Consider the following 24,321-nt stretch of genomic DNA (forward strand, 5'->3'; position numbering starts at 1 on the left):
TGCCGTGTTGCGGAGCGTCCATGTTTGCCGATTTCCGATAACGCCCGTCGGGGCGGTCTTCCTACAGTGGCTGCACGCAACAAGCATTCCGTGCCATCGGTCCGGGGCGCCGCCACTGCCCTGGCGCGCATCCCCAGGGGCCTGACCGATGGCCGGCCACGCCACAGGCCCCGGTCCGAGGAGGAGTTCCGTCATGATCCCTGAGCAGTCTTCGGGAGGGCATACCCTCAAACCCGTGCTGTCCACGCTGCAGCTGTGGGGCATCGCCGTCGGTCTGGTGATCTCCGGCGAGTACTTCGGCTGGAGCTTCGGCTGGGCCTCGGCCGGTACCTTGGGCTTCATGGTGACCACGCTGTTCGTGGCCACCATGTACACCTGCTTCATCTTCAGCTTCACCGAGCTGACGACCTCGATCCCGCACGCCGGCGGCCCCTTCGCCTATGCCCGGCGCGCCTTCGGGCCGACCGGCGGCTACCTGGCCGGCGCGGCCACGCTGATCGAGTTCGTGTTCGCGCCGCCGGCCATCGCGCTGGCCATCGGCGCCTACCTCAACGTGCAGTTCCCGGCGCTCGATCCGAAGGTCGCCGCCGTCGGCGCCTATCTCGTCTTCATGGCGCTGAACATCGCCGGCGTGCAGATCGCCGCCACCTTCGAGCTGGTGATCACGCTGGTGGCCATCGTCGAACTGCTGGTGTTCATGGGCGTGGTCTCGCCGGGCTTCTCGATGGCCAACTTCGCCAAGGGCGGCTGGTCGGGCGCGGACGATTTCAGCCTGGCGGCCCTCGGCGGCATCTTCGCGGCCATCCCCTTCGCGATCTGGTTCTTCCTCGCCATCGAGGGCGTGGCCATGGCCGCCGAGGAAGCCAAGGACCCGCGCCGCTCGATCCCGCGCGCCTACATCGCCGGCATCCTGACGCTGGTGGTGCTGGCCTTCGGCGTGATGGTCTTCGCCGGTGGCGCCGGTGACTGGACCAAGCTGGCCAACATCAACGACCCGCTGCCGCAGGCGATGAAGATGATCGTCGGTGAATCCAGCGGCTGGCTGCACATGCTGGTGTGGCTGGGTCTGTTCGGCCTGGTGGCCAGCTTCCACGGCATCATCATGGGCTACTCGCGCCAGATCTACGCGCTGGGCCGCGAGGGCTATCTGCCGTCCTTCCTGGCCGTGCTGCATCCGCGCTTCAAGACCCCGCACCGCGCGATCCTGGCCGGCGGCGTGGTCGGCATCGCCGCCATCTTCAGTGACGAGCTGATCAAGATCGGCGGCCAGACCCTGACGGCCAACATCGTGACCATGAGCGTGTTCGGCGCCATCCTCATGTACATCGTCAGCATGCTGGCGCTGTTCAAGCTGCGCGCCACCGAGCCGGGGCTGGATCGCCCCTACCGCGCGCCGTTCTACCCGGTGCTGCCGGCCATCGCGCTGGTCGGCGCGCTGGTGTGCATGGCCACGATGGTCTACTTCAACCCGCTGGTCTGCGGCCTGTTCATCGTCTTCCTGGTGCTGGGCTACGTCTACTTCCTGCTGACGCGCGGCCGCCGCGAGGCCGGTGCGGCCGTGCGCCCGGCGCGCGCCTGAAGTTCTTCGTTATCCGCCATCCGCCGTCCCGCCGCTGACCCAGGCCTGTCCGTCGATGTCCGCCAGCCCCTACCACCACGACCTCGGCGGCCAGCGCTGGAACTTCTCCAGCCTGGCCGACCTGATGGCCAAGGCCACGCCCGAGCGCTCGGGCGACCATCTGGCCGGCGTCGCCGCGCAGTCCGCGCAGCAGCGCGTGGCCGCGCAGATGGCGCTGGCCGCGCTGCCGCTGAAGACCTTCCTCACCGAGGCCGTCGTGCCTTACGAGCAGGACGAGGTGACGCGGCTGATCATCGACGGCCATGACGCCGCGGCCTTCGCGCCGGTCGCCCACCTCACCGTGGGCGACTTCCGCGACTGGCTGCTGCGTGACGAGACGACGCCGGCGGTGCTGGCCGCGCTGCGTCCCGGGCTGACGCCCGAGATGGTGGCCGCGGTCAGCAAGATCATGCGCCACCAGGACCTGATGCTGGTGGCCCGCAAGTGCGAGGTCACCACCGCCTTCCGCGGCACCATCGGCCTGCCCGGCCGGCTGTCGACCCGGCTGCAGCCCAACCACCCGACCGACAGCGCCCGGGGTATCGCCGCCAGCATCCTCGACGGCCTGATGTACGGCAGCGGCGATGCGGTGATCGGCATCAACCCGGCCACCGACAACGTGCCGCAGGTGATCGACCTGCTGCACCGGCTCGACGAGCTGATCGCGCGGCTGGAGATCCCGACCCAGAGCTGCGTGCTGACCCACGTCACCAACACGCTGCAGGCCATCGAGCGCGGGGCGCCGGTCGATCTGGTGTTCCAGTCGATCGGCGGCACCGAGGCCACCAACCGCAGCTTCGGCGTCTCGCTGGACCTGCTGGCACAGGCGCAGGAGGCGGCGCTGTCGCTGGGCCGCGGCACCGTCGGTCAGAACGTCATGTACTTCGAGACCGGCCAGGGCAGCGCGCTGTCGGCGGGCGGCCACCACGGCGTCGACCAGCAGACCTGCGAGGCCCGGGCCTATGCGGTGGCGCGGCGTTTCTCGCCGCTGCTGGTCAACACGGTGGTCGGCTTCATCGGCCCCGAGTACCTGTACGACGGCAAGCAGATCGTGCGCGCCGGCCTGGAGGACCACTTCTGCGGCAAGCTGCTGGGCCTGCCGATGGGCTGCGACGTCTGCTACACCAACCATGCCGAGGCCGACCAGAACGACATGGACGTGCTGCTGACGCTGCTGTCGGCCGCCGGCTGCACCTTCGTCATGGGCATCCCCGGTGGCGACGACATCATGCTGAACTACCAGACCACCTCCTTCCACGACGCGCTCTACGCGCGGCGCCTGCTGGGCCTGCGCCCGGCGCCGGAATTCGAGGCCTGGCTGGCGCGCATGCGCATCTTCAGCCAGGCCGATGCCGGCTTCCGCCTGGCCGACGGTCTGGCACCGGGCCTGCGGCCGCTGCTGCCGCCCGGCACGGCGGTCGGCTGAGCCCCGGTCGCGCGCACGAGAGTCCTCGCCGATGAACCCCGACGACCGCCCCGTCACCGTCAACCCGTGGCACGGCCTGCGGGCGCTGACCGATGCGCGCATCGCGCTCGGCCGCGCCGGTGTCAGCCAGCCCACGGCCCCTCAACTCGCCTTCCAGGCGGCACATGCGCAGGCCCGCGATGCGGTGCATCTGCCGCTGGATGCGGACACGCTGACCGCTGAAGTGAACGGTCTCGGCCTCGACCTGCTGCCGCTGCACAGCGCGGCGGCCGATCGCCACGTCTACCTGCAGCGGCCGGATCTGGGCCGGCGTCTCGACGAGGACAGCGCGCAGCGCCTGCAGGCCTGGGCCGGCGGCGCCGAGCCGGGGGCCTGTGGCCTGCTGGCCTCGGCGCACCCGCCCCTCAACCGGCGCGAGGCGCCGCCGGCCGCAGCCGACGGCCGCCGCGTCGATCTGGCGATCTGCGTGGCCGACGGCCTGAGCGCGCTGGCCGTGCAACGCCAGACCGTGCCGCTGCTGCAGTCGCTGCTGCCGCTGCTGGAGGCGGCCGACTTCAGCCTGGCGCCGCTGCTGCTGGCCGGCCAGGGCCGCGTCGCGCTCGGCGACGAGGCCGGCCAGCGCTGCGGCGCGCGCCTTGTGCTGGTGCTGATCGGCGAGCGGCCGGGCCTGAGCTCGCCCGACAGCCTCGGCGCCTACCTGAGCTGGATGCCGGCGGTCGGTCTGACCGATGCGGCGCGCAACTGCGTCTCCAACATCCGGCCGGCCGGTCTGCCGCCGCCCGCGGCCGCGCACCGGCTGGCCTGGCTGCTCGGCCAGGCGCGGCTGCGGCAGTTGTCGGGCGTCGCGCTGAAGGACGAGAGCGCCTCGGTCGAGCAGTTGGGCGCCGGCGTGGTCGGCGACGCCGGGGCGCGGCTGACCGGCTGACTGACCGACGGATGAGCTGACGGGCTGACGCTGACCGCGCGCGCGAACCGCTCCGCGCCGCCCGGCCCGCCGCCCGCCGTGGCCGTGGCCGTGGCCGTGGCCGTGTCGCCGTCAGGGCTCGGGGACAATGCCGCGCATGCTGCGCGACCACACCGTCCCCGTCACCCCCTTCCAGCAGAACTGCACGCTCGTCTGGTGCGACGAGACGATGGACGGCGCCGTCATCGATCCCGGCGGCGAGCTGCCGCGCCTGCGGGCCGAGGCACAGCGCCTGGGCATCCGCCTGACGCAGATCCTGCTGACCCATGCCCACATCGACCATGCCGGTGGCACCGGCACGCTGGCGCGCGAGGACGGCCTGCCCATCGTCGGCCCGCACCCCGGCGACCAGTTCTGGATCGACGGCCTGGACCAGCAGGCACGCATGTTCGGCTTCGCGCCGGCCGAGCCCTTCCCCCCGACGCGCTGGCTGGACCAGGGCGACACGGTGCAGGTCGGCCGCTGCACGCTGACGGTCCACCACTGCCCGGGCCACACGCCGGGCCACGTCATCTTCCACAGCGCCGATGCGCGGCGGGCCTGGGTCGGCGACGTGCTGTTCGCCGGCGGCATCGGCCGCACCGACTTTCCCGGTGGCGACTTCGACACCCTGATCGCCAGCATCACCGGCCGCCTGTGGCCGCTGGGCGATGACACCGTGTTCGTGCCCGGCCACGGCCCCGAGAGCAGCTTCGGCGAGGAGCGGCGGCACAACCCCTACCTGCGCGGCCGCGGCTGACCCGCACCCGTTCCTGCATCCTGTTGCACTGCGCCATGGCGCGGTGAATGGGTCACATCCAGCCCCGGGGCACGACACCTAAGCTGAGCGTCCATCAGGAGTCGCCTGGATGGCCGTCCGGTCGGACGGGTGGGGGTGGCGCCACAGGAGGATCGTCATGCTCGAACTGTTCGATGGGGCGCTGGTCCCGGACAGCCGTCCCGTGTCCGTCGGCGGTGTGCGCCCGGGCCTGCGTCCCTTGCAGTACGTCGGGCCCGAGCGGCGCAGCGGGGTCGCCACGGCGCGGCGTCTGGCGCAGGTCCTGGACCTGATCGACTATGGCGTGCTGCTCATGCAGGACGCCGAACGTGTGGCGGCCGTCAACAAGGCGGCGCAGCAGGTGCTCGCGGAAGGCCATCCGCTGTTGCTCGACCAGAGCCGGCTGGCGACGCGGCACGCCCGCGACGAGCTGTCGCTGCAGGAGGCGGTCCAGGGGGCCCGTGAGCGTGGCCTGCGCCGCATGGTGCGGCTCGGCGCGCGCCAGGCCCCGGGGGGCATGGCTGCGGTGGCCGTGCTGCCGCTGGCGCCGCTCGGCCACGAGCTGCAGCACGGCGTGGTGCTGCTGCTCAGCCGCCGCCGCGTCTGCGAGACGCTGACCGTCGATGCCTACGCGCGGGCCCATGCGCTGACCCCGGCCGAATCGCAGGTGCTGCGCGGCCTGTGCGAGGAACTGACGCCGCTGCAGATCGCCGAACGCCAGGGGGTGGGTCTGGCCACGGTGCGCACCCAGATCGGCTGCATCCGCAGCAAGACCGGCGCGTCCAGCATCCGCGCGCTGGTGCAGCAGGTGGCCCTGTTGCCGCCCCTGGTGCCGGCCTTGCCGCTGCCGACGGCCGGCTTCACGACGCTGCTGCCGGAGCTGGCCCGTGCCCACGGCGGCCAGTTGCTGTCCTGAGTCACGGCGTCCGTCAGGTCAGGTGACACGCCTCAACGGTTAGCATGGACGATCGTCGTCCGGCTCGGTGCCGGCGCCGATCGCGCATGAGTGCAGATCTTCCTTCCGATCCCGATGGCTGCGCTGCGGCTGCTGTTCCGACGTCCGGAGACGACATGCCGCGTGCCGGCGTGAGTCCGGTCGCGCCCGAGGCCGCGCTGGCCGCGATGTCGCCCGCCCTGGCCGAGCTGAGCGCCCGCGGCGAGGAGCGCCGCTACCGCAAGGGCCATCTGCTGATCCGCGAGGGCGACATCGGCGAGACGCTGTTCATCATCCTCAGCGGACGCCTGCGCGCCTACAGCGGCGGCGAGAACGCGCGCGAGATCACCTACGGTGTCTACGGACCGGGTGAGTATCTGGGCGAGATCAGCCTGGACGGTGGCCCGCGCTCGGCCAGCGTCGTCACGCTGGAGGCGGCGGTGTGCTCGGTGGTCAGCAAGCGCACGATCGAGCGTTTCATCGCCGAGCGGCCGGAGTTCGCCTTCGAGCTGCTGGCCAAGGTGATCGCGCGCGCACGGGCGGCCACGCTGAGCGCCCGCCAGCTCGCGCTGCACGATGTCTACGGCCGGCTGCGTCTGCTGCTGTCGCAGCTCGCGCAGCGGCAGGGCGATGGCCGCCAGGTGCTGGCCGAGCGGCTGACCCACCAGGAGATGTCCAACCGGCTGGGCTGCTCCCGCGAGATGGTCAGCCGGCTGATGAAGGACCTGGAGCGCGGCGAGTACGTCCGCGTCGTCGACCAGCACTACGAGGTGCTGCGGCCCCTGCCCCAGCGCTGGTGAGCCGGCGGCCGCGGCCTGGCCGCGGTGCGGGCGCGTTCAGGCCGCGACCGCGAAGCGCTTCTGGGGCTTGTCGGCCCGTGCGAACAGCGGCTCGCAACGCGGCTGCAGCGCCTCCAGCGCCTGGATGCGCTCCTGGCCCGGCGGGTGGGTCGACAGCCACTTCGGCGGCGCGCCCTTGCTGGCCGCGGCCATCTTCTGCCACAGGCTGACGCCGGCCGCGGGCCGGTAGCCGGCGCGCGAGGAGATCAGCAGGCCCAGCGCGTCGGCTTCCGATTCGTCGTCGCGCGAGAAGCGCAGCGTCAGCAGCTGGCCGCCCAGGTTGGCGGCCATGCGGCCCAGGTCGCCGAGGCCGAACAGCGCGGCGCCGATCTCGATCGCGCCACGCGTGGTCTGGGTCTTGCCGATGCGTTCGCGCGCATGTTCGAGCAGCGCGTGGGCGACCTCGTGGCCCATGATCACCGCGACCTCGTCGTCATCGAGCTTGAGCTGCTGCAGGATGCCCCAGTAGAAGGCGATCTTGCCGCCGGGCATGCAGAAGGCGTTCAGCTCCTTGGAGCCGATCAGGTTGACCTCCCACTTCCAGTCCTTGGCGCGGCCGTTGCACGAGGTGGTGAAGGGGATCAGCCGGTCGGCGATGTAGCGCAGGCGCTGGACCTGCGGATGCTCCATCGGCGGCAGCGCCTTCTGCTGCTGGGCCTGCTGCAGCATCTGGCGGTACTGCTGGCCGGCCTGGGCCTCCAGCTCATCGGCCGGCACCGCCTTGGCGAACACCGAGCGCTTGCACTCCGGGTCGGACTGGGCGTGTGCGGCGTCGCTCCAGCCGGCGGCCAGCAGCCCGCTGCCCAGCAGGCTGCCGCCCAGGCGGCGCCGCGCGTGCAGCGTGCAGCCGCAACCGTCGCGGTGGCGGGCCAGATCGGGCTGGGGGATGTCGGCGTCGGCGCGGAAGGAGGTGGACATCTCGGGCGGAGCGGGGGCGGTTCGGAAGGCGGCCGCAGCGGCCGCGTGTCGCCGGATTGTGGACTGCCGTGTCCGCTCAGTCGTCACGGGCCGTGTCAGCCGACGGCGCGATCCGTTGCAAGGTGGCGCGCATCGGCAGCAGCAGCAGCAGCCCGGGCACGGCCATCAGCAGCGAGACGATGAAGAAGGTCGGCCAGCCGAGAGATTCCGCCAGCACCCCGGCCAGCGGACCGACCCAGACCCGGCCGACCGAGGCGAAGGCGCTCAGCATCGCGAACTGCGTCGCGCTGAAGCGCTGCTGGGTCAGGCTCATCAGCAGGGCGAGGAAGGCGGCGGTGCCCATGCCGCCGGTCAGGTTCTCCAGCGCGATCACGGCCAGCAGGCCCCCGTCGACCGGCGTGGCCTGGGCCAGCGCGACGAAGCCCCAGTCGAAGGCCGGCAGCACCAGGCCGGGCAGCTGGCCGCGGCCGTGCACCGCCAGCCACCAGAAGCCGAGGTTGGAGGCCGCCTGCAGCAGCCCGAACAGCAGCAGCGCACGCCACAGGCCCAGGCGCATCATCAGCACGCCGCCCAGCAGCGCGCCGCCGATGCTCAGCCACAGGCCCAGCACCTTGTTGACCACGCCGACCTCGGCCGACGCATAGCCCACGCCCTTGAGCAGGAAGGGCGTCAGCAGCGTGCCGGCGAAGGCATCGCCCAGCTTGTAGGCGACGATGAAGGCCAGCACCAGTCCGGCCTGCGGCTGCGAGAAGTAGCCGCGCAGGCCGCCCAGCAGGGTCTCGAAGCGGGCGCGCCGTGCGGCCCAGCCGGCCAGCGGCAGGGTCAGCGCCAGACCGGCCAGCAGCGCCAGCAGATCGGCCCAGCGGGTGCGCAGGGCCGGGGTCACGGTGCCGCCCTCCCACAGCGGGGCCAGCAGCGCGGCGGCCAGCGGCTGCGCGACCTGCTGGGTGAACAGGTAGCCGGCGACGACGGCCGCCATCACCGCGGCGAAGCCGGCCAGGTCATGGCGGGCCTCGGCGCGCGGTGCGTCGGTCAGCAGCGGGATGCGCGGCAGCAGCAGCAGCGAGCAGACGGCCGCCCCGGCCATCAGCCCGGCCATCAGCCGGTAGACCTCCGGCCAGCTCATGCCGCTGCCCTGCACCGGATCGGTCCAGATCAGCGCCACGCCACCCGACAGGATCATCGCCAGCCGGTAGCCCAGCACGTTGACCGAGGCGCCGATGCCGCGCTCGCTGGCCGGCAGCAGATCGGTGCGCCAGGCGTCGATCACCACGTCCTGCGAGGCCGACAGGAAGGCCACCGCCACCGCCAGCAGCGCGAACAGCGCCAGTGCGTCGGCCGGTGGCGTGCGTGCCAGCAGCAGCAGGGCGCCGCCCAGGGCCAGTTGCGTCAGCACCAGCCAGCCCCGGCGCCGGCCCAGCGCCGGCCAGGGCTCGAAGCGGTCCATCAGCGGCGCCCACAGGAACTTGAAGGTGTAGGGCAGGCCGACCAGGCTGAGGAAACCGATGGTGGCCACGTCCAGGCCGTCCTGGGTCAGCCAGGCCTGCAGGGCCTGGCCGGTCAGCGCCAGCGGCAGACCGGAGGCGAAGCCGGTGATCACCACGGCCAGCAGCCGATGGAAGCGGCCCAGACGGGCGGACAGCGCGGAAGGCAGCGACATCCGGGGATTCTAGGGAGCCGTCCGCGGCCATCCGCCCCGGCCGCCGCCCGGCCATGGCGTCAAGCGGATCAACCTTGTATGACAAGGTGACCCGCTCGCGTTGACAATGGGTCTCCTGAGACAGCCCCGACGACGAGACGGATGACCGAACTGGACTGGAGCGACCTGCGCTACGCGCTGGCCGTGGGCAATACCGGCGGACTGGCGAGCGCGGCTCGGCAGCTCGGCGTCAATCACACGACGGTGCTGCGCCGTCTGGACGCGCTGGAGGCCCGGCTCGGGGCACGGCTGTTCGAGCGCGCCCGCACCGGCTATCTGCCGACCGAGGCGGGCGCGCTGGTGCTCGATCAGGCCCGCCGCATGGCCGATCAGGCCGCCGAGATCGAGCGCCGCGTGGCCGGCCGCGACCGCGAGCTCAGCGGTCCGCTGCGCGTGACCACGGCCTTCGTCGTCATGGAGCACCTGCTGCCGCAGCCGCTGGCCGACTTCGCACGCGACTATCCCGGCATCGAGGTCGAGGTGGTCGAGAACGCCTTCCCGGCCGATCTCTCGCGCCGCCATGTCGACGAGTCCGCCGGCTGGTCACGCCGCGAGGCCGACGTCGCGCTGCGCCTGTCGGCCCAGGTGGCCGAGCACCTGGTCGGCCGTCCGCTGGGGCTGTCGCACTGCAAGGTCTACGCGCTGCGCGGCGCACCGGGCCTGCCGCAGACGGTGCAGCCGATCGCCCATCTGCTGCGCGATGCGCCCTGGGTCGCGTTCGAGCGCGACAACCAGGGCCGCGTCTACGACCGCTGGATGCATGAGCATCTGGCCCAGGCCCATGTGCGGCTGCGCGTCGACATGTTCAATGCGGCCGCGGCCGTGCTGCGCACCGGCGTCGGCGTGGGTCTGCTGCCGACCTTCATGGAGGCGCGCCACCCGGAACTGGTGGCGGTCTCGGACATCATCCCCGAGCTCGACGTGCCGGTCTGGATGCTGACCCACCCGGATCTGCGCCAGACCGCGCGTGTGCGCGCCTTCATGCAGCATGTGGGCGACCGCGTCGGCGCACGGCTGACGCCGATGCGCAGCCCGGCGGCCCTGGCCGCGCCCCCGGCCGTGGACTGAGCGCCGGTCCCGATCGGCGAGGGGCCCGCGCCGCTCGTGTGGCGAGCGGCGGGGCTGCCGGTCCGCTCAGCGGCGCGGTTCGGCGTGGGGTTCGGGCGTCAGCCGACCGTCGCCGTCGAGATAGCGCTGCACCACCTCGCGTGTCGCGACATCGAGTTCGGGCGCCCGGGCCCAGGCCTGCAGCCGGGGTTCGGGCTGGCCGTCCAGGTGCCGGGCCGCGTAGCGCCGGTCGTAGTCGCGCAGGCCGCGTTCGTAGCGGTGCAGTTCGACCGCGACCCACAGCACCAGGCCGGCCAGACTGACCAGCGCCGTGTCCGGCTCGACCCAGCGGCCGATCAGCAGCACGAAGGCCAGCAGCACCAGCAACGGGGCGGCGCCGGCCGCCATGGTGGCCGGGCGCAGATGGGGCGGTTGGTACTCGGGGGGCATCTCCGGTCCTCCTGGCCTGAAGGGGGGGGGGGGGCGGCGGGCTCAGGCGTCGGGGGTCGGGTGGCGACGTGCCGACTGCCAGATCTGCTGCTCGGCCAGCTTGCGACAGCTGCGCAGCAGCAAGGTCGGTTCGAGGCCGGCCGGCCCGGCCAGCGCCAGCGCGACCTCGTCGATGTCCTCGGGCCGCTCCATCAGCGTGGCGGCCAGCACCGACAGGGCCAGCACGCCGCGGCGTGGCGGCGCCACCGGCAGTTCGCGGGTCTGCACGGCCTGCACGTGGTGACGCACGCTGCAGACGGCCGTGCCGGCCAGTCCCCAACTCTCGCACAGGGCCGCGCCGAGCGCGTCGTGGCTGACCCCGAAGCCGGTCCGCTCGATCTGGCACAACTGGGCGTCGTCGTTCTGGCTGGCGCGCAGCATGGCCGGGTAGTGGGCGGGGGCGTGGCGCACCAGCGCCGCCTTGCCGCATTCCTCGAACAGCCCGGCCGAGTGGGCGCTCCAGCGCTCCAGGTCCAGCAGACCGGCCAGCCGACCCATCAGCACGCCGCGCAGCGTCGCCCGCCGCCAGATCGGCTCCAGCTCGGCGGTCGATGGAAAAGCGGCGCGCAGCCCGATTTCGTAGGCGATGCCCAGCAGCTCGCTGCTGCCCAGGTAGAGCACCGCCTGGTGCACGGTCTGGACCCGCCCGTGCAGCCCGTAGAGCGCGGAATTGACGGCCCGCATCACGGCAGATGCCAGCGCCATGTCGGACGCCACCCGCTCGGCGATGCGCTGCGGATGCTGGGGCTCCTCGGCCATCAGCAGGGACAGCTCGACCAGCGCCTGCGGCCGGGCAGGCAGATCGATCTCGAGCGTGCGCAGGGCGGGGTCGACGGACATGGCGTGCAGACGGGCGTGGCTGCACAGACTACGGCCGGCCGCGGCCGCCGGATCGTCCGAAATGCACGCCCGCGACCGTGCGGGGGCGGCGATCAGGCGAAAAAAAACCGGGCCATCGGGCCCGGTTCCAGAAAGTGCGCGTCTGACGCTGTCTCGGCACGCTGTGATGTACTGTGGCGCGTGCGGCAGGCCGACGATGTTCGTGTTGTCGATGTCTCCTCAGTCCCCCGGGCCGCTGCGGCGGTCGTGGAGGCGGCCCAGCGCAGGGGCTGGGCTGTCTCCGGTGTCCGTCGGCGACCGAGTGGGGCGGACTGTACGGAGCCTGTGATCCTTCGTCATCAGGGGTTAACCCGCCTCGATCGTCGAGAATTCCCGACGTGATGCCCCGCCCTTTTCGTCTGGTCGTGCCATCCGATCAGGTGCTGCCCGCGATCCAGTGCGCGGCGCGCTCGGCGATCATCAGCGTCGGGCTGCAGGTGTTGCCGCTGGTGATGGTCGGCATCACGCTGGCGTCCGCGATGTGCAGGCCGCGCACGCCCCGTACCCGCAGCCGGCTGTCGACCACGGCGGCAGGATCGTCGGCGCGACCCATGCGGCAGGTGCCCACCGGATGGAAGATGGTGGTGGCGATGTCGCCGGTCAGGCGCAGCAGCTCCGCCTCGTCCTCGATGGTCGCGCCCGGTCGCAGTTCCTGCGGCTGGTAGCGGGCCAGGGCCGGCTGGGCGACGATGCGGCGCGTCAGGCGCAGCGCGGCCAGCGCCACCGCGCGGTCCTCGTCGGTGGACAGATAGCCCGGGCGGATCAGCGGCGCGTCCTCGGGCCGTGGCGAGCGCAGCCGCACCGTGCCCCGGCTCGTCGGGTTCAGGTGGCAGACGCTGGCGGTGAACGCATCGTGGCGGTGCAGCGGCTCGCCGAAGGCGTCCAGGCTGAGCGGCTGCACGTGGTATTCGAGGTCGGGCCAGGGCAGCTCCGGCGACGAGCGGGTGAAACAGCCCAGCTGCGACGGCGCCATGCTCATCGGTCCACGCCGGCGCAGCAGGTAGTCGGCGGCGATGCGCAGCTTGCCCGGCCAGCTCGCGGCCATCGTGTTGAGCGTGCGCACGCCGCTGACGCCGAAGACAGTGCGGATCTGCAGATGGTCCTGCAGATGGGCGCCGACGCCGGGCAGATCGGCCTGTACCGGAATGCCGAGAGCCTGCAGATCGGCCGCCGGGCCCAGGCCCGACAACTGCATCAGCTGCGGCGTGCCGATCGCCCCGGCGGCCAGCACCAGCGAGCCGCCCGGGCTCAGCTGCACCTGCAGCGGCTGGCCGGCGGTGTGGGCGTCGTGGTCATGGCCCTCGGGGCGCAGGGCCAGTCCGCTGACGCGCAATGCGCCGTCGGCCTCGCGCGTGGTCAGCAGGCGCGTGACCTGGGCGCCGGTCCACACCTGCAGGTTGTCTCGGTGCTGGACCGGGCGCAGGAAGGCCTTGGTCGCGTTCCAGCGCAGGCCGCCGCGCTGGTTGACCTCGAAATAGCCGACGCCCTCGTTGCTGCCGCGGTTGAAGTCCTCGCTGGCCGGAATGCCGGCCTGCTGCGCGGCGGCGGCGAAGGCATCCAGGATCTCCCAGGACAGGCGCTGGCGTTCGACCCGCCACTCGCCGCCGGCGCGCCGGCCGCCGGGATCGAAGCCCGGCGCGGCATGGGCGGCGTCGGCGCCGCGCCAGTGGTCCTCGTGGGCCTTGAACCAGGGCAGGCAGGCCTCCCAGCGCCAATCCGGGTCATCGCTCAGCCGGGCCCAGCCGTCGTAGTCACGGGCCTGGCCGCGCATGTAGATCATGCCGTTGATGCTGGAGCAGCCGCCCAGCACCTTGCCGCGCGGATAGCGCAGTGCGCGGCCGTTGAGCCCGGGCTCGGTCTCGGTGCGCCACAGCCAGTCGGTGCGCGGGTTGCCGATGCACCACAGATAGCCGACCGGAATGTGGATCCACGGGTAGTCGTCGTTGCCGCCGGCCTCCACCAGCAGCACGCGCCGGTCGCGCCGGGCCGACAAGCGGTTGGCCAGCAGACAGCCGGCCGTGCCGCCGCCGACGATGATGTGGTCGAACACCTGCTCGCTCACGCGGGCCCTCCTTGGCCGGCCCGTCCGGGATGGTGGGCCATGGTGTGGACGATTGTGCGCGGCCGTGCCGGGTCGCGGGGAGCCGCGGCGGTGCATGGCCGCCTCCAGACGGTGCGCAGGGCGTCGTTCAGGGGCCTCATCTGCGGCAGATCAAGCCCCTGATACCCACGGTTTCCAGGGTTAGTACGGTGCTGGCAGTGGTACGGCTTTTGCGACCATAATGCCCAGGGGTTCGTCTGTACCCCGGCCCGTGTCTGGAGACGGCGCCTTTAGCTTGAATGGTTCACGCTGGGTTGAAGCTCCACATGGTTTCACTTTCTCTCTAGGAGCTTCCCCTCATGGGAAACAAGCTTTACGTGGGCAACCTCGCGTACACCGTGCGCGATGAGTCGCTTCAGTCGGCTTTCGAGCAGTTCGGCGTCGTGACGTCCGCGAAGGTCATGATGGATCGCGAGACCGGCCGGTCCAAGGGCTTCGGTTTCGTCGAGATGTCGAGTCCTGCTGAAGCCACGGCCGCCATGAACGCGATGAACGGCCAGCAGCTGGAGGGTCGTCCGCTCGTCGTCAATGAAGCACGTCCGCGCGAAGAGCGTCCGGGCGGCTTCGGCGGCGGTGGTGGTGGTGCCCGTGGTCCGTACGGCGGTGGCAACCGCGGCGGTGGCGGCGGCTACGGCGGCGGTGGTGGTGGTTACGGCGGCGGTGGCGGCGGCTACGGTGGTGGTGGCGGCGGTGGCCGCAGCCCCTACGGCACCGGCCGTGGCCCCCGCGGCGGCGGCGGTGGTGGCGGCGGCGGCTACGGTGGTGGCAGCCAGGGCTACTGATCCCTGCAGACCGGGGCAATCCCCGGTCTGACGATGACGACGGCCCCGGATCGTTCGGCGATCCGGGGCCGTCGTCGTTTCATCGGACGCCGAGCCGATGGCTCAGGCGCCGGGCCGTCGGGGCTTGCGTGGCCGGCCCGCCAGCAGGCGGTCGAACAGCGCGTCGGGCAGCAGCCGCATCAGGCGCGCGATCCAGCCCATCTGCCAGGGGATCACCCGGTAGCGCTCGCCGGCCTCGATCGCCCGCCACGCGATGCGGGCGAAGTCCTCGGCCGGCATCAGAAAGGGCATGCCGTAGGGGTTGCCGCGGGTCAGTGGCGTGTCGACATAGCCCGGCACCAGCGTGACGACCTTGACCCCGTAGGGTCGGCATTCACCGCGCAGGCTCTCGCAGTAGCTGATCACGCCGGCCTTGCTCGCGCAGTAAGCGCCATGGCCGGGCAGGCCGCGGATGCCGGCCACGCTGGCCACGCCGACCAGCCGGCCGCTGCCGCGCGCGCACATCGCGGCGACGAAGGGCTGGAACAGCGCCGCGGTGCCCAGGTTGTGGGTCTCCCAGGTCATGCGCATGACCTCCAGATCCGCGGCGTCAGCGGTGTCCACGCCGATGCTGAGGCCGGCGTTGGCGATCACGATGTCGGGCACGCCCAGTTCGTCCAGGCAGTGACGTCCGGCCGCGGCCACGGCCGCCAGATCGCGCACGTCGACCGCCATGCAGCGCACCCGTGTGGCATCCAGACCTTGCGCAGCGACCCAGTGCGCCATCTCCGCCTCGCGGCGAGCCAGCAGCAGCAGACGGCAGCCCTGCGCCCAGGCCTGCAGCGCCAGCGCTTGGCCGATGCCACTGGAGGCCCCGCTGATGACGACCAGCGGGCCCGCGCCCGCGGCTGCCGTCGTGCTCATCCTGCGGTCCCGCGGGGGGGCGCGGTCAGCCGTACCGGCCCGCCGAGGGTCAAGGTGCCGGCCGGCTGGTCCAGGCTCATGCTGCCGGCACGCACCTGCAGCGTGCCGTGGCGCAGCTGCAGCGGACGGTCCGAGTGCAGGCGCTGGAAGCGGGTCCAGGCCTGCAGCGATTCACCTTCGAACTCGGTGACGGCGGCATCGGCGGCGCCGGCCGCCGGTGCGCTGCGCAGGCGCACCGTGCCTTCGAGGCTGATCTCCGTGCCATCGCCGTTGCTGACGGCACGCCGGGCGCGGGCCTCGGTGCGGCGGCCGTCCGGCGCTTCGGCCTCGATGCGCACGTCGTCGATCTCCAGCCGGTCGGTGGCCGGGAAGTGGCGCAGCACGCGGCCTTCGAGGCGCAGGATCTGGCGGCCCTGCGGACTGAAGCGGGTGATCGTGAACTGCTGCATGCGGTAGTCCGGCTCGTCCCCGGGCGTGCTCGGCGGGCGCGGCGCAGGCGGCTGCGGCGCCACCTGCACCAGCCACCAGGTGCCGAGCGCCAGCAAGGCCATCAGCAGCAGCGGCAGCGAGACCGTCAGCCACTCGCGCAGGCCACGGCGGGGGCGGCGCGCCCGGCCTTCGCCGGTCGATCCGCCGAGCTGCAGCTGCGGCAGATCGGGCAGGTGCAGCTCGGGTGTCGACGGGGAGGCCTGGGCCGTCGGGCGATCAGCGCCCATCCAGCGTGCCCTGGAACTGCTGCAGCGCCTGGGCGTAGCGGCCGGCGCCCTGCAGCAGCAGGTCGCAGAACTCCCGGGCCGCGCCCTCGCCACCCCGGGCGCGGGTCACGTGGTGCACGCGGGCCAGCACCTCGGCATGGGCGTTGGGTGGTGCGACCGCCAGGCCGGCGCGCTGCAGCAGCGGCAGGTCCGGCCAGTCGTCGCCGATGGCCGCCAGCTGCGGCCAGTCGATGCCGTGTTCGTCGAGCAGCGCCTGCGCGGCGGCCCGCTTGTCGACCACGCCGTAGCGCACCGTCGTCACGCCCAGGTCGGTCAGCCGGCGGCGCAGGGCCGGCGCGTCGCGTCCGGTGATGACCCAGACCGCGATGCCGGCCTGCGCCAGCATCTTCAGCCCGTGGCCGTCGAGCACATGGAAGACCTTGAGCTGCTCGCCGTGCTCGCCGAAGACCAGGCGGCCGTCGGTCAGCACGCCGTCGACGTCGAGGATGGCGGCCTTCATGCCGCCGCCCTGGCCCTGGGCGCGCAGCAGCAGTTCCGGATCGAAGCGCAGGGCGGCGGTGCCGGTGGCGCGTGGCGCGAGGGAGGTGTCGACGGTCATGTCCGGTCCGGGTTCAGAGCACCTTGGCGCGCATCAGCATGCCGATGGTCAGCATGCCGGCCAGACGGTTCTGCGCGTCCAGCACGGCCACCGAGGTGATGCTGTGGCGCTCCATCAGGCCGGCCGCGTCCACGGCCAGGGCCTGGTCGCCGATCGTCTTGGGCTGCGGCCGCATCACGTCGGCCGCGTGCAGCGTGCGCAGGTCGCGGCCGAGTTCGACCGCGCGGCGCAGGTCACCGTCGGTGAAGATGCCCAGCAGGCGGTGCCCGGCGTCGATCACCAGGGCCGCGCCCAGGCCCTTGGCCGACATGGTGCGCATCATGTCCAGGCAGGGCGTGTCCGGCGCCACGCAGGGCAGGGCGTCGCCCTGCACCATCAGGTCGGCGACATGGACCAGCAGCTTGCGGCCCAGCGCACCACCGGGATGCGAGCGGGCGAAATCCTCGGGGCGGAAGCCGCGCGCCTCCAGCAGCACGACGGCCAGCGCGTCGCCCAGCGCGATCTGCGCGGTGGTGCTGCTGGTGGGCGCCAGGTTCAGCGGGCAGGCCTCGTGCTCGACCGCGCAGCTCAGCACGTGGTCGGCATGGCGGGCCAGGGTCGAGGCGGGGCGGCCGGTCATCGCCACCAGCGTGATGCCCAGGCGACGCAGGGCCGGCAGCAGCGCGGCCAGTTCGTCGCTCTCGCCGGAGTTGCTGATGGCCAGCACCACGTCGCCGGCCTGCACCATGCCCAGGTCGCCATGGGCCGCCTCGGCCGGGTGGACGAAGAAGGCGGGCGTGCCGGTGGAGGCCAGGGTGGCGGCGATCTTGCGGCCGACATGGCCGCTCTTGCCCATGCCCATCACGATGACGCGGCCGCGGCAGGCCAGCATGGCCTGCAGGGCGGCGTGCAGGCCCTCGCCCTGGCGGTCGGCCAGCGCCCGCAGCGCGGCGGCCTCCAGCTCGAGGGTGCGGCGGATCGAGGCCAGGGTGGCGGCCGGGTCGAGCGGGGGCGGGGTCGTGGTCACGTTCGGGACGGGTCGGATCGGTGGGCAGGCGAGCGGGCCGCTCGGGTGCGGCCGCTGGCTTAGCATGCAGGCATTCTAGAAGTCCGCTCCGGGCGGCGACCGCAGCGCGGTCGTGGTCCTTCCCTTGGTCCGCTGGATGGCCTCCACTCTCGAAGTCGCACTGCTCTACCTGATCGCCGCCGTGCTCGGCGTGGTCGCCTGCCGCAGCCTGAAGCTGCCGCCGATGCTCGGCTATCTGGCCGTGGGCGTGGTGATCGGTCCCAATGCGCTGGCGCTGGCGCGTGACTCGGCCGGCGTGCGCTACCTCGCCGAGTTCGGCGTCGTGTTCCTGATGTTCGTCATCGGGCTGGAATTCAATCTGCCCAAGCTGCGCAGCATGCGCACGCTGGTCTTCGGGCTCGGCCTGTCGCAGGTGGCGCTGACCACGCTCGGTGCGCTGGCCGGCAATGCCGCGCTGGTGGCCTTGTTCGCCTGGCTGGGCCGGCCCTGGGAGCTGCACTGGCAGGGCGCGCTGGCCCTGGGTTCGGCGATGGCGATGTCGTCGACGGCCATCGTCGTCAAGCTGATGGCCGAGCGGCTGGAGCTCGACAGCGAGCACGGCCGGCGCGTGATGGGCGTGCTGCTGTTCCAGGATCTGGCGGTGGTGCCGCTGCTGGTGCTGATCCCGGCCCTCGACGAGAGCGGCAGCGACATGGCCGGCGTGATCGGGCTGGCGCTGCTCAAGGCCGCGGTGCTGCTGACGCTGCTGCTGGTCGGTGGCCAGAAGGTGATGCGCTGGTGGCTGACGCTGGTGGCGCGCCGCCGCAGCGAGGAGCTGTTCGTGCTGAACCTGCTGCTGGTCACGCTCGGCCTGTCCTGGCTGACCGAGCATGCCGGCCTGAGCCTGGCACTCGGCGCCTTCGTCGCCGGCATGCTGATCGCCGAGACCGAATACAAGCACCAGGTCGAGACCGACATCCGGCCCTTCCACGACGTGCTGCTGGGTCTGTTCTTCATCACCATCGGCATGAAGCTGGACTGGCGGCCGGTGCTCGACCAGTGGTTCCTGGTGCTGCTGCTGTCGCTGCTGCCGGTGCTGGCCAAGGTGCTGCTGGTGACGCTGCTGGCGCGGCTGTTCGGCGCGCCGCAGGGGGTGGCGATCCGCACCGGCCTGTACCTGGGCCAGGCCGGCGAGTTCGGCTTCGTGCTGCTGACGCTCGGCGTCGACCAGGGCCTGCTGCGCGGCAGCTGGATGAGCCCGGTGCTGGCCAGCATGGTGCTGTCGATGCTGGCCACGCCCTTCATGGTGATGATGGCCGACCGGGTGGTGATGCGCTTCTCGGCCAACGAGTGGCTGCTGCAGTCGGTGCAGCTGACCTCGATCGCCAGGAAGTCGATCAAGACCGAGGCCCACGTGATCATCGCCGGCTATGGCCGCAGCGGCCAGTCGCTGGCCCAGCTGCTGGGCACCGAGGGCATCCCGTACATGGCGCTGGATCTTGATCCGGACCGTGTGCGCCAGGCCGCGGCGGCCGGCCGCAGCGTGGTGTTCGGCGACGCGGCGCGGCTGCCCAGCCTGATGGCCGCCGGCCTGGCCCGGGCCAGTGCGGTGGTCGTCAGCTACCACGACGTGCCCTCGGCGCTGAAGATCCTGGCCCTGGTGCGCGAGCACGCGCCGCGGGTGCCGGTGATCGTGCGCACGATCGACGATGCCGACCTGCCGCGCCTGAAGGACGCCGGCGCGACCGAGGTCGTGCCCGAGGCGCTGGAGGGCAGCCTGATGCTGGCGGCCCAGGCGCTGGCCCTGGTCGGCGTGCCGATGCGGCGCGTGATCTCGCTGGTGCGCGACGCCCGCGACAAGCGCTACGGCCTGTTGCGCGGCTACTTCCACGGCGCCGACGACGACCTGACGCTGGAGGAGCGCCAGCAGGCGCGTCTGATGAGCGTGACGCTGCCCGGTGCGGCCGCCTGTCTGGGCCAGACCCTGGGCGAACAGCTGTTCGCCCCGATGGGCGTGCTGGTGGTGTCGGTGCGCCAGGCCGGTGGCCGGGTGATCGAGCCGCAGGACGCGCTGGTGCTGGCCTCCGGTGACACGCTGGTGCTGTCCGGCGTGCCCGAGACCCTGGCGCTGGCCGAGGCACGGCTGCTCAAGGGCTGAACCGCTGGCGCGGCCCGGCCTCACTCGAAGGTGAGGTTGCCGTCGCCGTCGCTGATCGGCAGGTTCAGCCGCGCGCCGATCACCTGCAGATCCGCGCTGCGGTCGAGCAGCAGGCATTCGGCCGTGCTGCCGCTGGGCTGGCTCTGGCCGCTGAGCGTGGTCACCGTCGTCAGGCAGAACCAGGCCGTGCTGGCGCTGACCCGGGTCAGCGACCAGAAGGTGTTCGAGGTCGAGATCTGCTCGCCGGCGGTGTTGTCCGCGGTGCGCAGATGGTCGGTCGAGCTCATCAGCGGATTCAGCCCGCTGCCCGGAATGGCCGCTGACGGCAGGCCGCTCTCGACCAGGGCCTGGTACGACACCGTGGTCGGCGAGACCCGGTACAGCGATCGGAAGCTCGGGCTGTCCTGGTAGACCTCGCTGGTCTGGCCCAGCCGCAGCACGGTGCCGTCGGCCGCTCGGATCGTCGTGTAGTGGGCCGAGACCTTGTAGCTGCTGCCGTTCTGCTCGGCGGTCTGGTACGGGTCGATCTGCAGATCCAGCGTGTAGCGCACACCGGCCGCGGTCGTCGTGCTCAGACCGGCGCGGGTGTAGCCGTGGGTGTAGAGCCGGCTCAGTGCCCGACCCAGGTCATAGGTCTCGGTCGGGGTCGTCGTGTCGCCCGAGCTGTTGCCGCTGCCGGAGGATTCACTGCCGGTGCCGCTGGTGCTGCCGGTGCCGCCGCCACCGCAACCCGCCAGCATCAGACTGAGCGCCAGGGTGGCGACCGTGGCCAGGGTCGGCCCGAGAGGCCGCGCACACCGTGCGGTGTGACTGATTTGGGGGTGAGACTGCACGTACGACATTCTTGGGGATGGGCAACGGATCCCAGCGTACGTGCGAAGTGCGGTGACAGGTCCCCTCAGCCACAGGGCCTGGCCCTGTGGAGCGTCCGCTCGCCCCCGCAGGCGCAGGGGCGAGCGAGCGCTTCACCGGGCGGCGTTCAGCCGGCCGATTCCGTCTCCTCGTGATAGCTGTCATCGATGTTGACCGACCAGACCGCCTGCTTGTCGCGCCGTCCGGCGACGATCGCCTGCACCGCATGGCGAGCGGACCCGCAGGTCCAGCCGGCCGGACCGCCACGCGGCTGTGCGTTCACCGCGCCAGCAACGGCACCAGGAACCGCCCCGTCACGCTCGCCGGGCAGGCCGCCACCGTCTCCGGCGTGCCGGCCACCAGCACGCGGCCGCCTCCGGCGCCGCCCTCGGGGCCCATGTCGATCAGCCAGTCGGCGGTCTTGATCACGTCCAGGTTGTGCTCGATGACGACGATGGTGTTGCCGGCGTCGCACAGCTGGTGCAGCACGCGCAGCAGCAGTTCGATGTCGGCGAAGTGCAGGCCGGTGGTGGGCTCGTCCAGGATGTAGAGCGTGCGGCCGGTGTCGCGCTTGGACAGCTCCAGCGCCAGCTTCACCCGCTGGGCCTCGCCGCCGGACAGCGTGGTCGCGCTCTGGCCGAGGGTGATGTAGCCCAGGCCGACGTCGACCAGCGTCTGCAGCTTGCGTGCGAGCGCCGGCACGGCGCTGAAGTAGGCCAGCGCGTCCTCGACCGTCAGGGCGAGCACCTCGTGGATGTTCTTGCCCTTGTACTGGACCTCCAGTGTCTCGCGGTTGTAGCGCTGGCCGCCGCAGGTGTCGCAGGGCACGTAGACATCCGGAAGGAAATGCATCTCCACCTTCAGCACGCCGTCGCCCTGGCAGGCCTCGCAGCGGCCGCCGCCGGCCGCCGCCGCGACGTTGAAGCTGAAGCGGCCGGCGCCGTAGCCGCGCTCGCGCGCCATCGGCACTTCGGCGAACAGCTCGCGGATCGGCGTGAACAGGCCGGTGTAGGTGGCCGGGTTGCTGCGCGGGGTGCGGCCGATCGGGCTCTGGTCGACGTTGATGACCTTGTCGAAGGCCTCCAGGCCCTCGATCTCGTCGTGCTCGGCCGGCTCGGCATGGCTGCCGTAGAGCTTCTTGGCGACGGCGGTGTAGAGCGTGTCGTTGATCAGCGTGCTCTTGCCCGAGCCGGAGACGCCGGTGATGCAGGTGAACAGCCCGACCGGCAGGTCGATCGACACGTTCTTGAGGTTGTTGCCGCGCGCGCCGCGGATCGACAGCGCGACCGGGCCGGTGTCGGCCGCCGGGGCGCTGGCGGCGGCCAGTTTCGCGCGCAGGCCGCGCGGCGGCGCGGCGGCCGGGGCCGGCGCGGCGGGCGCCGGCAGGCGGAACGGCCGGCGCTGGGTCGGCACCTCGATGCGCAGCACCTGGGACAGGTAGCGGCCGGTCAGGCTCTGCGGGTCGGCGGCCACCGCGGCCGGCGTGCCCTGGGCGATCACGCGTCCGCCATGCACGCCGGCGCCCGGTCCCATGTCGATGACGTGGTCGGCGGCGCGGATCATGTCCTCGTCGTGCTCGACCACCAGCACGCTGTTGCCGAGATCGCGCAGGTGGCGCAGGGTGCCGATCAGGCGTTCGTTGTCGCGCTGGTGCAGGCCGATGGACGGCTCGTCGAGCACGTACATCACGCCGGTCAGGCCGGAGCCGATCTGGCTGGCCAGGCGGATGCGCTGCGCCTCGCCGCCGGACAGGGTGTCGGCGCTGCGGTCCAGGCTCAGGTAGTTCAGGCCGACGTCGTTGAGAAAGCGCAGCCGGGCGCGGATCTCGCGCACCACCTTGTCGGCGATCTCGGCCTTGGCGCCGGTCAGCGCCAGCTGCTCGAAGTAGTGCAGGGCCTCGGCCAGCGTCGCGTGCTCGACGCGGTAGATCGGCTGCGGCGCGGCCCAGGGGTCGGCGATGGCGGCCGTGTCGGGCGCGGTGGGCGCGGCCTGTTCATCCTGCGCGCGCTCGACGGCCGCGGCGATGCCGGGCAGGACGACATGGCGCGCCTCGCGCCGCAGCCGCGAGCCCTCGCACTGCGCGCAGGCCCGGGCCGCCTGGTAGCGGGCCAGGTCCTCGCGCACGGCCTGCGAGTCGGTCTCGCGCATGCGGCGCTCGAAGTTGGGGATGATGCCCTCGAAGGGATGCTCGCGCTGCACGCTGCGGCGCGCCTTGCCCTTGGCGCCGCCGGCCTCGGCCTCGTAGGTGAAGGCGATCGCCTCCTCGCCCGAGCCGTGCAGCAGCACCTGCTGGTGGGCCGGTGCCAGGTCCTCGAACGCGGTGTCGATGTCGAAGCCGTAGTGCCGCGCCACGCTCTCCAGCATCGAGAAGGTGTAGGGGTTGCGGCGGTCCCAGCCCTTGACCGCGCCGCCGGCCAGGCTGAGGCTGGGGAAGGCGACCACGCGCTCGGGGTCGAACACGGTCTGCTGGCCCAGGCCGTCGCAGGCCGGGCAGGCGCCCTGCGGGCTGTTGAACGAGAACAGCCGCGGCTCCAGCTCGGCCAGCGCGTAGCTGCACACCGGACAGGCGAACTTGCTGGAGTACAGGTGCTCGCGGCCGCTGTCCATCTCGAGCGCGATGGCCCGGCCCTCGGCCGCGCGCAGCGCGACCTCGAAGCTCTCGGCCAGGCGCTGCTTCTGGCTGGTGCCGGCGGTGCTGCCGGGCGCGGCGCCGGGCAGCGGGCTGGCCTCGACCTGCTCGGCGGCCACCGGGTTGCGCACCTTCAGGCGGTCGATGACGACGTCGATGTCGTGCTTCTCGTTCTTCTTCAGCGGCGGCAGGTCCTGCGCCTCGACGATGCGCCCGTCGATGCGGAAGCGCACGTAGCCGCGCGCCTGCATGTCGGCGAACAGTTCGGTGAACTCGCCCTTGCGGTCGCGCACCACCGGCGCCAGCACCATCAGCTTCGTGTCCTCGGGCAGCGCCAGCACGGCGTCGACCATCTGGCCCACGCTCATCGCCTGCAGCGGCAGGCCGTGATCGGGGCAGTGCGGCGTGCCGGCGCGGGCGTAGAGCAGACGCAGGTAGTCGTGGATCTCGGTGACGGTGCCCACCGTCGAGCGCGGGTTGTGGCTGGTGGCCTTCTGCTCGATCGAGATCGCCGGCGCCAGGCCCTCGATCACGTCGACATCGGGCTTGTCCATCAGCTGCAGGAACTGCCGCGCATAGGCCGACAGGCTCTCGACGTAGCGGCGCTGGCCCTCGGCATACAGCGTGTCGAAGGCGAGGCTGGACTTGCCCGATCCCGACAGCCCGGTGATCACCACCAGCGCGTGCTTGGGGATGTCGAGGTCGATGTTCTTCAGGTTGTGGGTGCGGGCCCCGCGCACGACCAGGCGGGTGGCGACGGCCGTCGGATGCAGGCCCGCGGGTGCCATGCCGGGGGCGTGGGCGGGAACCGGGCCGGGCATCGCCGACGGGCTGGAGGAGGAGGCGGGGGCAGCGGACATCGGGCGGCTTCGGGCGTGGGGCGGGCGGGCGGTGCGACGACCTGGGGGCGGTCGCGCCGCGGGCAACCGGTCATCATAGCCAGAGCGGGCCGCCGGATCCGGGTTCTCCCTGGCGGCGGACGGCGGGGGGGCGCTGCGTCAGGTCGGTGCCAACTGCGGCGCGGATA

21 protein-coding genes are annotated in these 24,321 nt (G+C 72.2%); 9 read left to right on the plus strand and 12 right to left on the minus strand.

All coding sequences use genetic code 11. The features are described from left to right. Positions 1-193 precede the first annotated feature (193 nt). The 6 genes from eat to AACH11_RS22180 all read left to right on the plus strand — a co-directional run bounded on the left by eat (position 194) and on the right by AACH11_RS22180 (position 6,499). A complete protein-coding gene (eat, locus tag AACH11_RS22155; protein ID WP_341376458.1) occupies positions 194-1,579 on the plus strand; it encodes an ethanolamine permease in 1,386 nt (461 codons plus the stop codon). Positions 1,580-1,634: 55 nt separating this feature from the next. Beyond that, the gene (locus AACH11_RS22160) at positions 1,635-3,044 is read left to right on the plus strand and encodes an ethanolamine ammonia-lyase subunit EutB (protein WP_341376459.1); all 1,410 of its coding nucleotides are present in this window, start codon (positions 1,635-1,637) and stop codon (positions 3,042-3,044) included. Between the two features lie 31 nt (positions 3,045-3,075). After that, positions 3,076-3,969 (plus strand): ethanolamine ammonia-lyase subunit EutC, encoded by an 894-nt coding sequence (locus AACH11_RS22165; protein WP_341376460.1) that lies wholly within the window; start codon positions 3,076-3,078, stop codon positions 3,967-3,969. Between the two features lie 136 nt (positions 3,970-4,105). Continuing rightward, the gene (locus AACH11_RS22170) at positions 4,106-4,747 is read left to right on the plus strand and encodes an MBL fold metallo-hydrolase (protein ID WP_341376461.1); all 642 of its coding nucleotides are present in this window, start codon (positions 4,106-4,108) and stop codon (positions 4,745-4,747) included. Between the two features lie 157 nt (positions 4,748-4,904). Then, complete coding sequence (locus tag AACH11_RS22175) at positions 4,905-5,681, plus strand: helix-turn-helix transcriptional regulator (protein WP_341376462.1); 777 nt, start codon at positions 4,905-4,907, stop codon at positions 5,679-5,681. 155 nt (positions 5,682-5,836) lie between these two features. Beyond that, positions 5,837-6,499, plus strand: coding sequence for a Crp/Fnr family transcriptional regulator (locus AACH11_RS22180; protein ID WP_341376463.1), 663 nt, complete (start codon positions 5,837-5,839; stop codon positions 6,497-6,499). Between the two features lie 36 nt (positions 6,500-6,535). On the opposite strand, the gene AACH11_RS22185 is transcribed toward AACH11_RS22180, so the two are convergent. Further along, on the minus strand, positions 6,536-7,456 hold the full coding sequence (locus AACH11_RS22185; RefSeq protein ID WP_341376464.1) for a M48 family metallopeptidase: 921 nt from the start codon (positions 7,454-7,456) through the stop codon (positions 6,536-6,538). 76 nt (positions 7,457-7,532) lie between these two features. After that, on the minus strand, positions 7,533-9,116 hold the full coding sequence (locus AACH11_RS22190; RefSeq protein WP_341376465.1) for an AmpG family muropeptide MFS transporter: 1,584 nt from the start codon (positions 9,114-9,116) through the stop codon (positions 7,533-7,535). Between the two features lie 141 nt (positions 9,117-9,257). Between AACH11_RS22190 and AACH11_RS22195 the strand changes: the two genes are divergently transcribed. After that, entirely contained in the window at positions 9,258-10,223 is a 966-nt protein-coding gene (locus tag AACH11_RS22195) for a LysR family transcriptional regulator (protein WP_341376466.1), read from the plus strand. A 66-nt stretch (positions 10,224-10,289) separates the two neighbouring features. Here AACH11_RS22195 and AACH11_RS22200 read toward each other — a convergent pair whose 3' ends face one another. From AACH11_RS22200 to AACH11_RS22210, 3 genes are all read right to left on the minus strand, one after another. Then, positions 10,290-10,652 carry a hypothetical protein gene (locus AACH11_RS22200; RefSeq protein ID WP_341376467.1) on the minus strand — a complete coding sequence of 121 codons (363 nt, stop codon included), beginning with the start codon at positions 10,650-10,652 and terminating at the stop codon, positions 10,290-10,292. 42 nt (positions 10,653-10,694) lie between these two features. After that, positions 10,695-11,531, minus strand: coding sequence for an HDOD domain-containing protein (locus AACH11_RS22205; protein WP_341376468.1), 837 nt, complete (start codon positions 11,529-11,531; stop codon positions 10,695-10,697). A gap of 415 nt (positions 11,532-11,946) precedes the next feature. Continuing rightward, positions 11,947-13,632: a GMC family oxidoreductase gene (locus AACH11_RS22210; RefSeq protein ID WP_341376469.1), complete on the minus strand. Its 1,686-nt coding sequence runs from the start codon at positions 13,630-13,632 to the stop codon at positions 11,947-11,949. A 338-nt stretch (positions 13,633-13,970) separates the two neighbouring features. Between AACH11_RS22210 and AACH11_RS22215 the strand changes: the two genes are divergently transcribed. Further along, on the plus strand, positions 13,971-14,453 hold the full coding sequence (locus tag AACH11_RS22215; RefSeq protein WP_341376470.1) for an RNA recognition motif domain-containing protein: 483 nt from the start codon (positions 13,971-13,973) through the stop codon (positions 14,451-14,453). 102 nt (positions 14,454-14,555) lie between these two features. On the opposite strand, the gene AACH11_RS22220 is transcribed toward AACH11_RS22215, so the two are convergent. From AACH11_RS22220 to AACH11_RS22235, 4 genes are read right to left on the minus strand one after another with little or no spacing between them, the layout of a single operon-like run. Further along, on the minus strand, positions 14,556-15,356 hold the full coding sequence (locus AACH11_RS22220; protein WP_341376471.1) for an SDR family oxidoreductase: 801 nt from the start codon (positions 15,354-15,356) through the stop codon (positions 14,556-14,558). Continuing rightward, the gene (gene lptC / locus AACH11_RS22225) at positions 15,353-16,072 is read right to left on the minus strand and encodes an LPS export ABC transporter periplasmic protein LptC (protein WP_341376472.1); all 720 of its coding nucleotides are present in this window, start codon (positions 16,070-16,072) and stop codon (positions 15,353-15,355) included. Before lptC ends, AACH11_RS22220 begins: the two co-directional genes overlap by 4 nt. Further along, a complete protein-coding gene (locus AACH11_RS22230; RefSeq protein ID WP_341376473.1) occupies positions 16,062-16,670 on the minus strand; it encodes a KdsC family phosphatase in 609 nt (202 codons plus the stop codon). The genes lptC and AACH11_RS22230 overlap by 11 nt, the downstream gene beginning before the upstream one ends. Before the next feature lie 13 nt (positions 16,671-16,683). After that, positions 16,684-17,676, minus strand: a complete 993-nt coding sequence (locus AACH11_RS22235; protein ID WP_341376474.1) for a KpsF/GutQ family sugar-phosphate isomerase — start codon at positions 17,674-17,676, stop codon at positions 16,684-16,686. A 136-nt stretch (positions 17,677-17,812) separates the two neighbouring features. Between AACH11_RS22235 and AACH11_RS22240 the strand changes: the two genes are divergently transcribed. Continuing rightward, complete coding sequence (locus AACH11_RS22240) at positions 17,813-19,813, plus strand: monovalent cation:proton antiporter family protein (RefSeq protein ID WP_341376475.1); 2,001 nt, start codon at positions 17,813-17,815, stop codon at positions 19,811-19,813. A 20-nt stretch (positions 19,814-19,833) separates the two neighbouring features. On the opposite strand, the gene AACH11_RS22245 is transcribed toward AACH11_RS22240, so the two are convergent. From AACH11_RS22245 to AACH11_RS22255, 3 genes are all read right to left on the minus strand, one after another. Beyond that, on the minus strand, positions 19,834-20,553 hold the full coding sequence (locus AACH11_RS22245) for a hypothetical protein (RefSeq protein WP_341376476.1): 720 nt from the start codon (positions 20,551-20,553) through the stop codon (positions 19,834-19,836). A gap of 239 nt (positions 20,554-20,792) precedes the next feature. After that, a complete protein-coding gene (locus AACH11_RS22250; protein ID WP_341376477.1) occupies positions 20,793-20,948 on the minus strand; it encodes a hypothetical protein in 156 nt (51 codons plus the stop codon). Beyond that, complete coding sequence (locus tag AACH11_RS22255) at positions 20,945-24,082, minus strand: excinuclease ABC subunit UvrA (RefSeq protein WP_341376492.1); 3,138 nt, start codon at positions 24,080-24,082, stop codon at positions 20,945-20,947. The genes AACH11_RS22250 and AACH11_RS22255 overlap by 4 nt, the downstream gene beginning before the upstream one ends. Between the last annotated feature and the right edge of the window lie 239 nt (positions 24,083-24,321).

The sequence above is a fragment of the Pseudaquabacterium rugosum genome (genome assembly GCF_038066575.1).
Lineage (GTDB): Bacteria > Pseudomonadota > Gammaproteobacteria > Burkholderiales > Burkholderiaceae_C > Pseudaquabacterium > Pseudaquabacterium rugosum.

Excerpts from the sequence above, each read along its gene's own strand:
- eat (WP_341376458.1), top strand. The coding sequence starts at position 194 with ATGATCCCTGAGCAGTCTTCGGGAGGGCATACCCTCAAACCCGTGCTG.
- AACH11_RS22160 (WP_341376459.1), top strand. The coding sequence starts at position 1,635 with ATGTCCGCCAGCCCCTACCACCACGACCTCGGCGGCCAGCGCTGGAAC.
- AACH11_RS22165 (WP_341376460.1), top strand. The coding sequence starts at position 3,076 with ATGAACCCCGACGACCGCCCCGTCACCGTCAACCCGTGGCACGGCCTG.
- AACH11_RS22170 (WP_341376461.1), top strand. The coding sequence starts at position 4,106 with ATGCTGCGCGACCACACCGTCCCCGTCACCCCCTTCCAGCAGAACTGC.
- AACH11_RS22175 (WP_341376462.1), top strand. The coding sequence starts at position 4,905 with ATGCTCGAACTGTTCGATGGGGCGCTGGTCCCGGACAGCCGTCCCGTG.
- AACH11_RS22180 (WP_341376463.1), top strand. The coding sequence starts at position 5,837 with ATGCCGCGTGCCGGCGTGAGTCCGGTCGCGCCCGAGGCCGCGCTGGCC.
- AACH11_RS22185 (WP_341376464.1), bottom strand. The coding sequence starts at position 7,456 with ATGTCCACCTCCTTCCGCGCCGACGCCGACATCCCCCAGCCCGATCTG.
- AACH11_RS22190 (WP_341376465.1), bottom strand. The coding sequence starts at position 9,116 with ATGTCGCTGCCTTCCGCGCTGTCCGCCCGTCTGGGCCGCTTCCATCGG.
- AACH11_RS22195 (WP_341376466.1), top strand. The coding sequence starts at position 9,258 with ATGACCGAACTGGACTGGAGCGACCTGCGCTACGCGCTGGCCGTGGGC.
- AACH11_RS22200 (WP_341376467.1), bottom strand. The coding sequence starts at position 10,652 with ATGCCCCCCGAGTACCAACCGCCCCATCTGCGCCCGGCCACCATGGCG.
- AACH11_RS22205 (WP_341376468.1), bottom strand. The coding sequence starts at position 11,531 with ATGTCCGTCGACCCCGCCCTGCGCACGCTCGAGATCGATCTGCCTGCC.
- AACH11_RS22215 (WP_341376470.1), top strand. The coding sequence starts at position 13,971 with ATGGGAAACAAGCTTTACGTGGGCAACCTCGCGTACACCGTGCGCGAT.
- AACH11_RS22220 (WP_341376471.1), bottom strand. The coding sequence starts at position 15,356 with ATGAGCACGACGGCAGCCGCGGGCGCGGGCCCGCTGGTCGTCATCAGC.
- lptC (WP_341376472.1), bottom strand. The coding sequence starts at position 16,072 with ATGGGCGCTGATCGCCCGACGGCCCAGGCCTCCCCGTCGACACCCGAG.
- AACH11_RS22230 (WP_341376473.1), bottom strand. The coding sequence starts at position 16,670 with ATGACCGTCGACACCTCCCTCGCGCCACGCGCCACCGGCACCGCCGCC.
- AACH11_RS22240 (WP_341376475.1), top strand. The coding sequence starts at position 17,813 with ATGGCCTCCACTCTCGAAGTCGCACTGCTCTACCTGATCGCCGCCGTG.
- AACH11_RS22245 (WP_341376476.1), bottom strand. The coding sequence starts at position 20,553 with ATGCTGGCGGGTTGCGGTGGCGGCGGCACCGGCAGCACCAGCGGCACC.
- AACH11_RS22255 (WP_341376492.1), bottom strand. The coding sequence starts at position 24,082 with ATGGCACCCGCGGGCCTGCATCCGACGGCCGTCGCCACCCGCCTGGTC.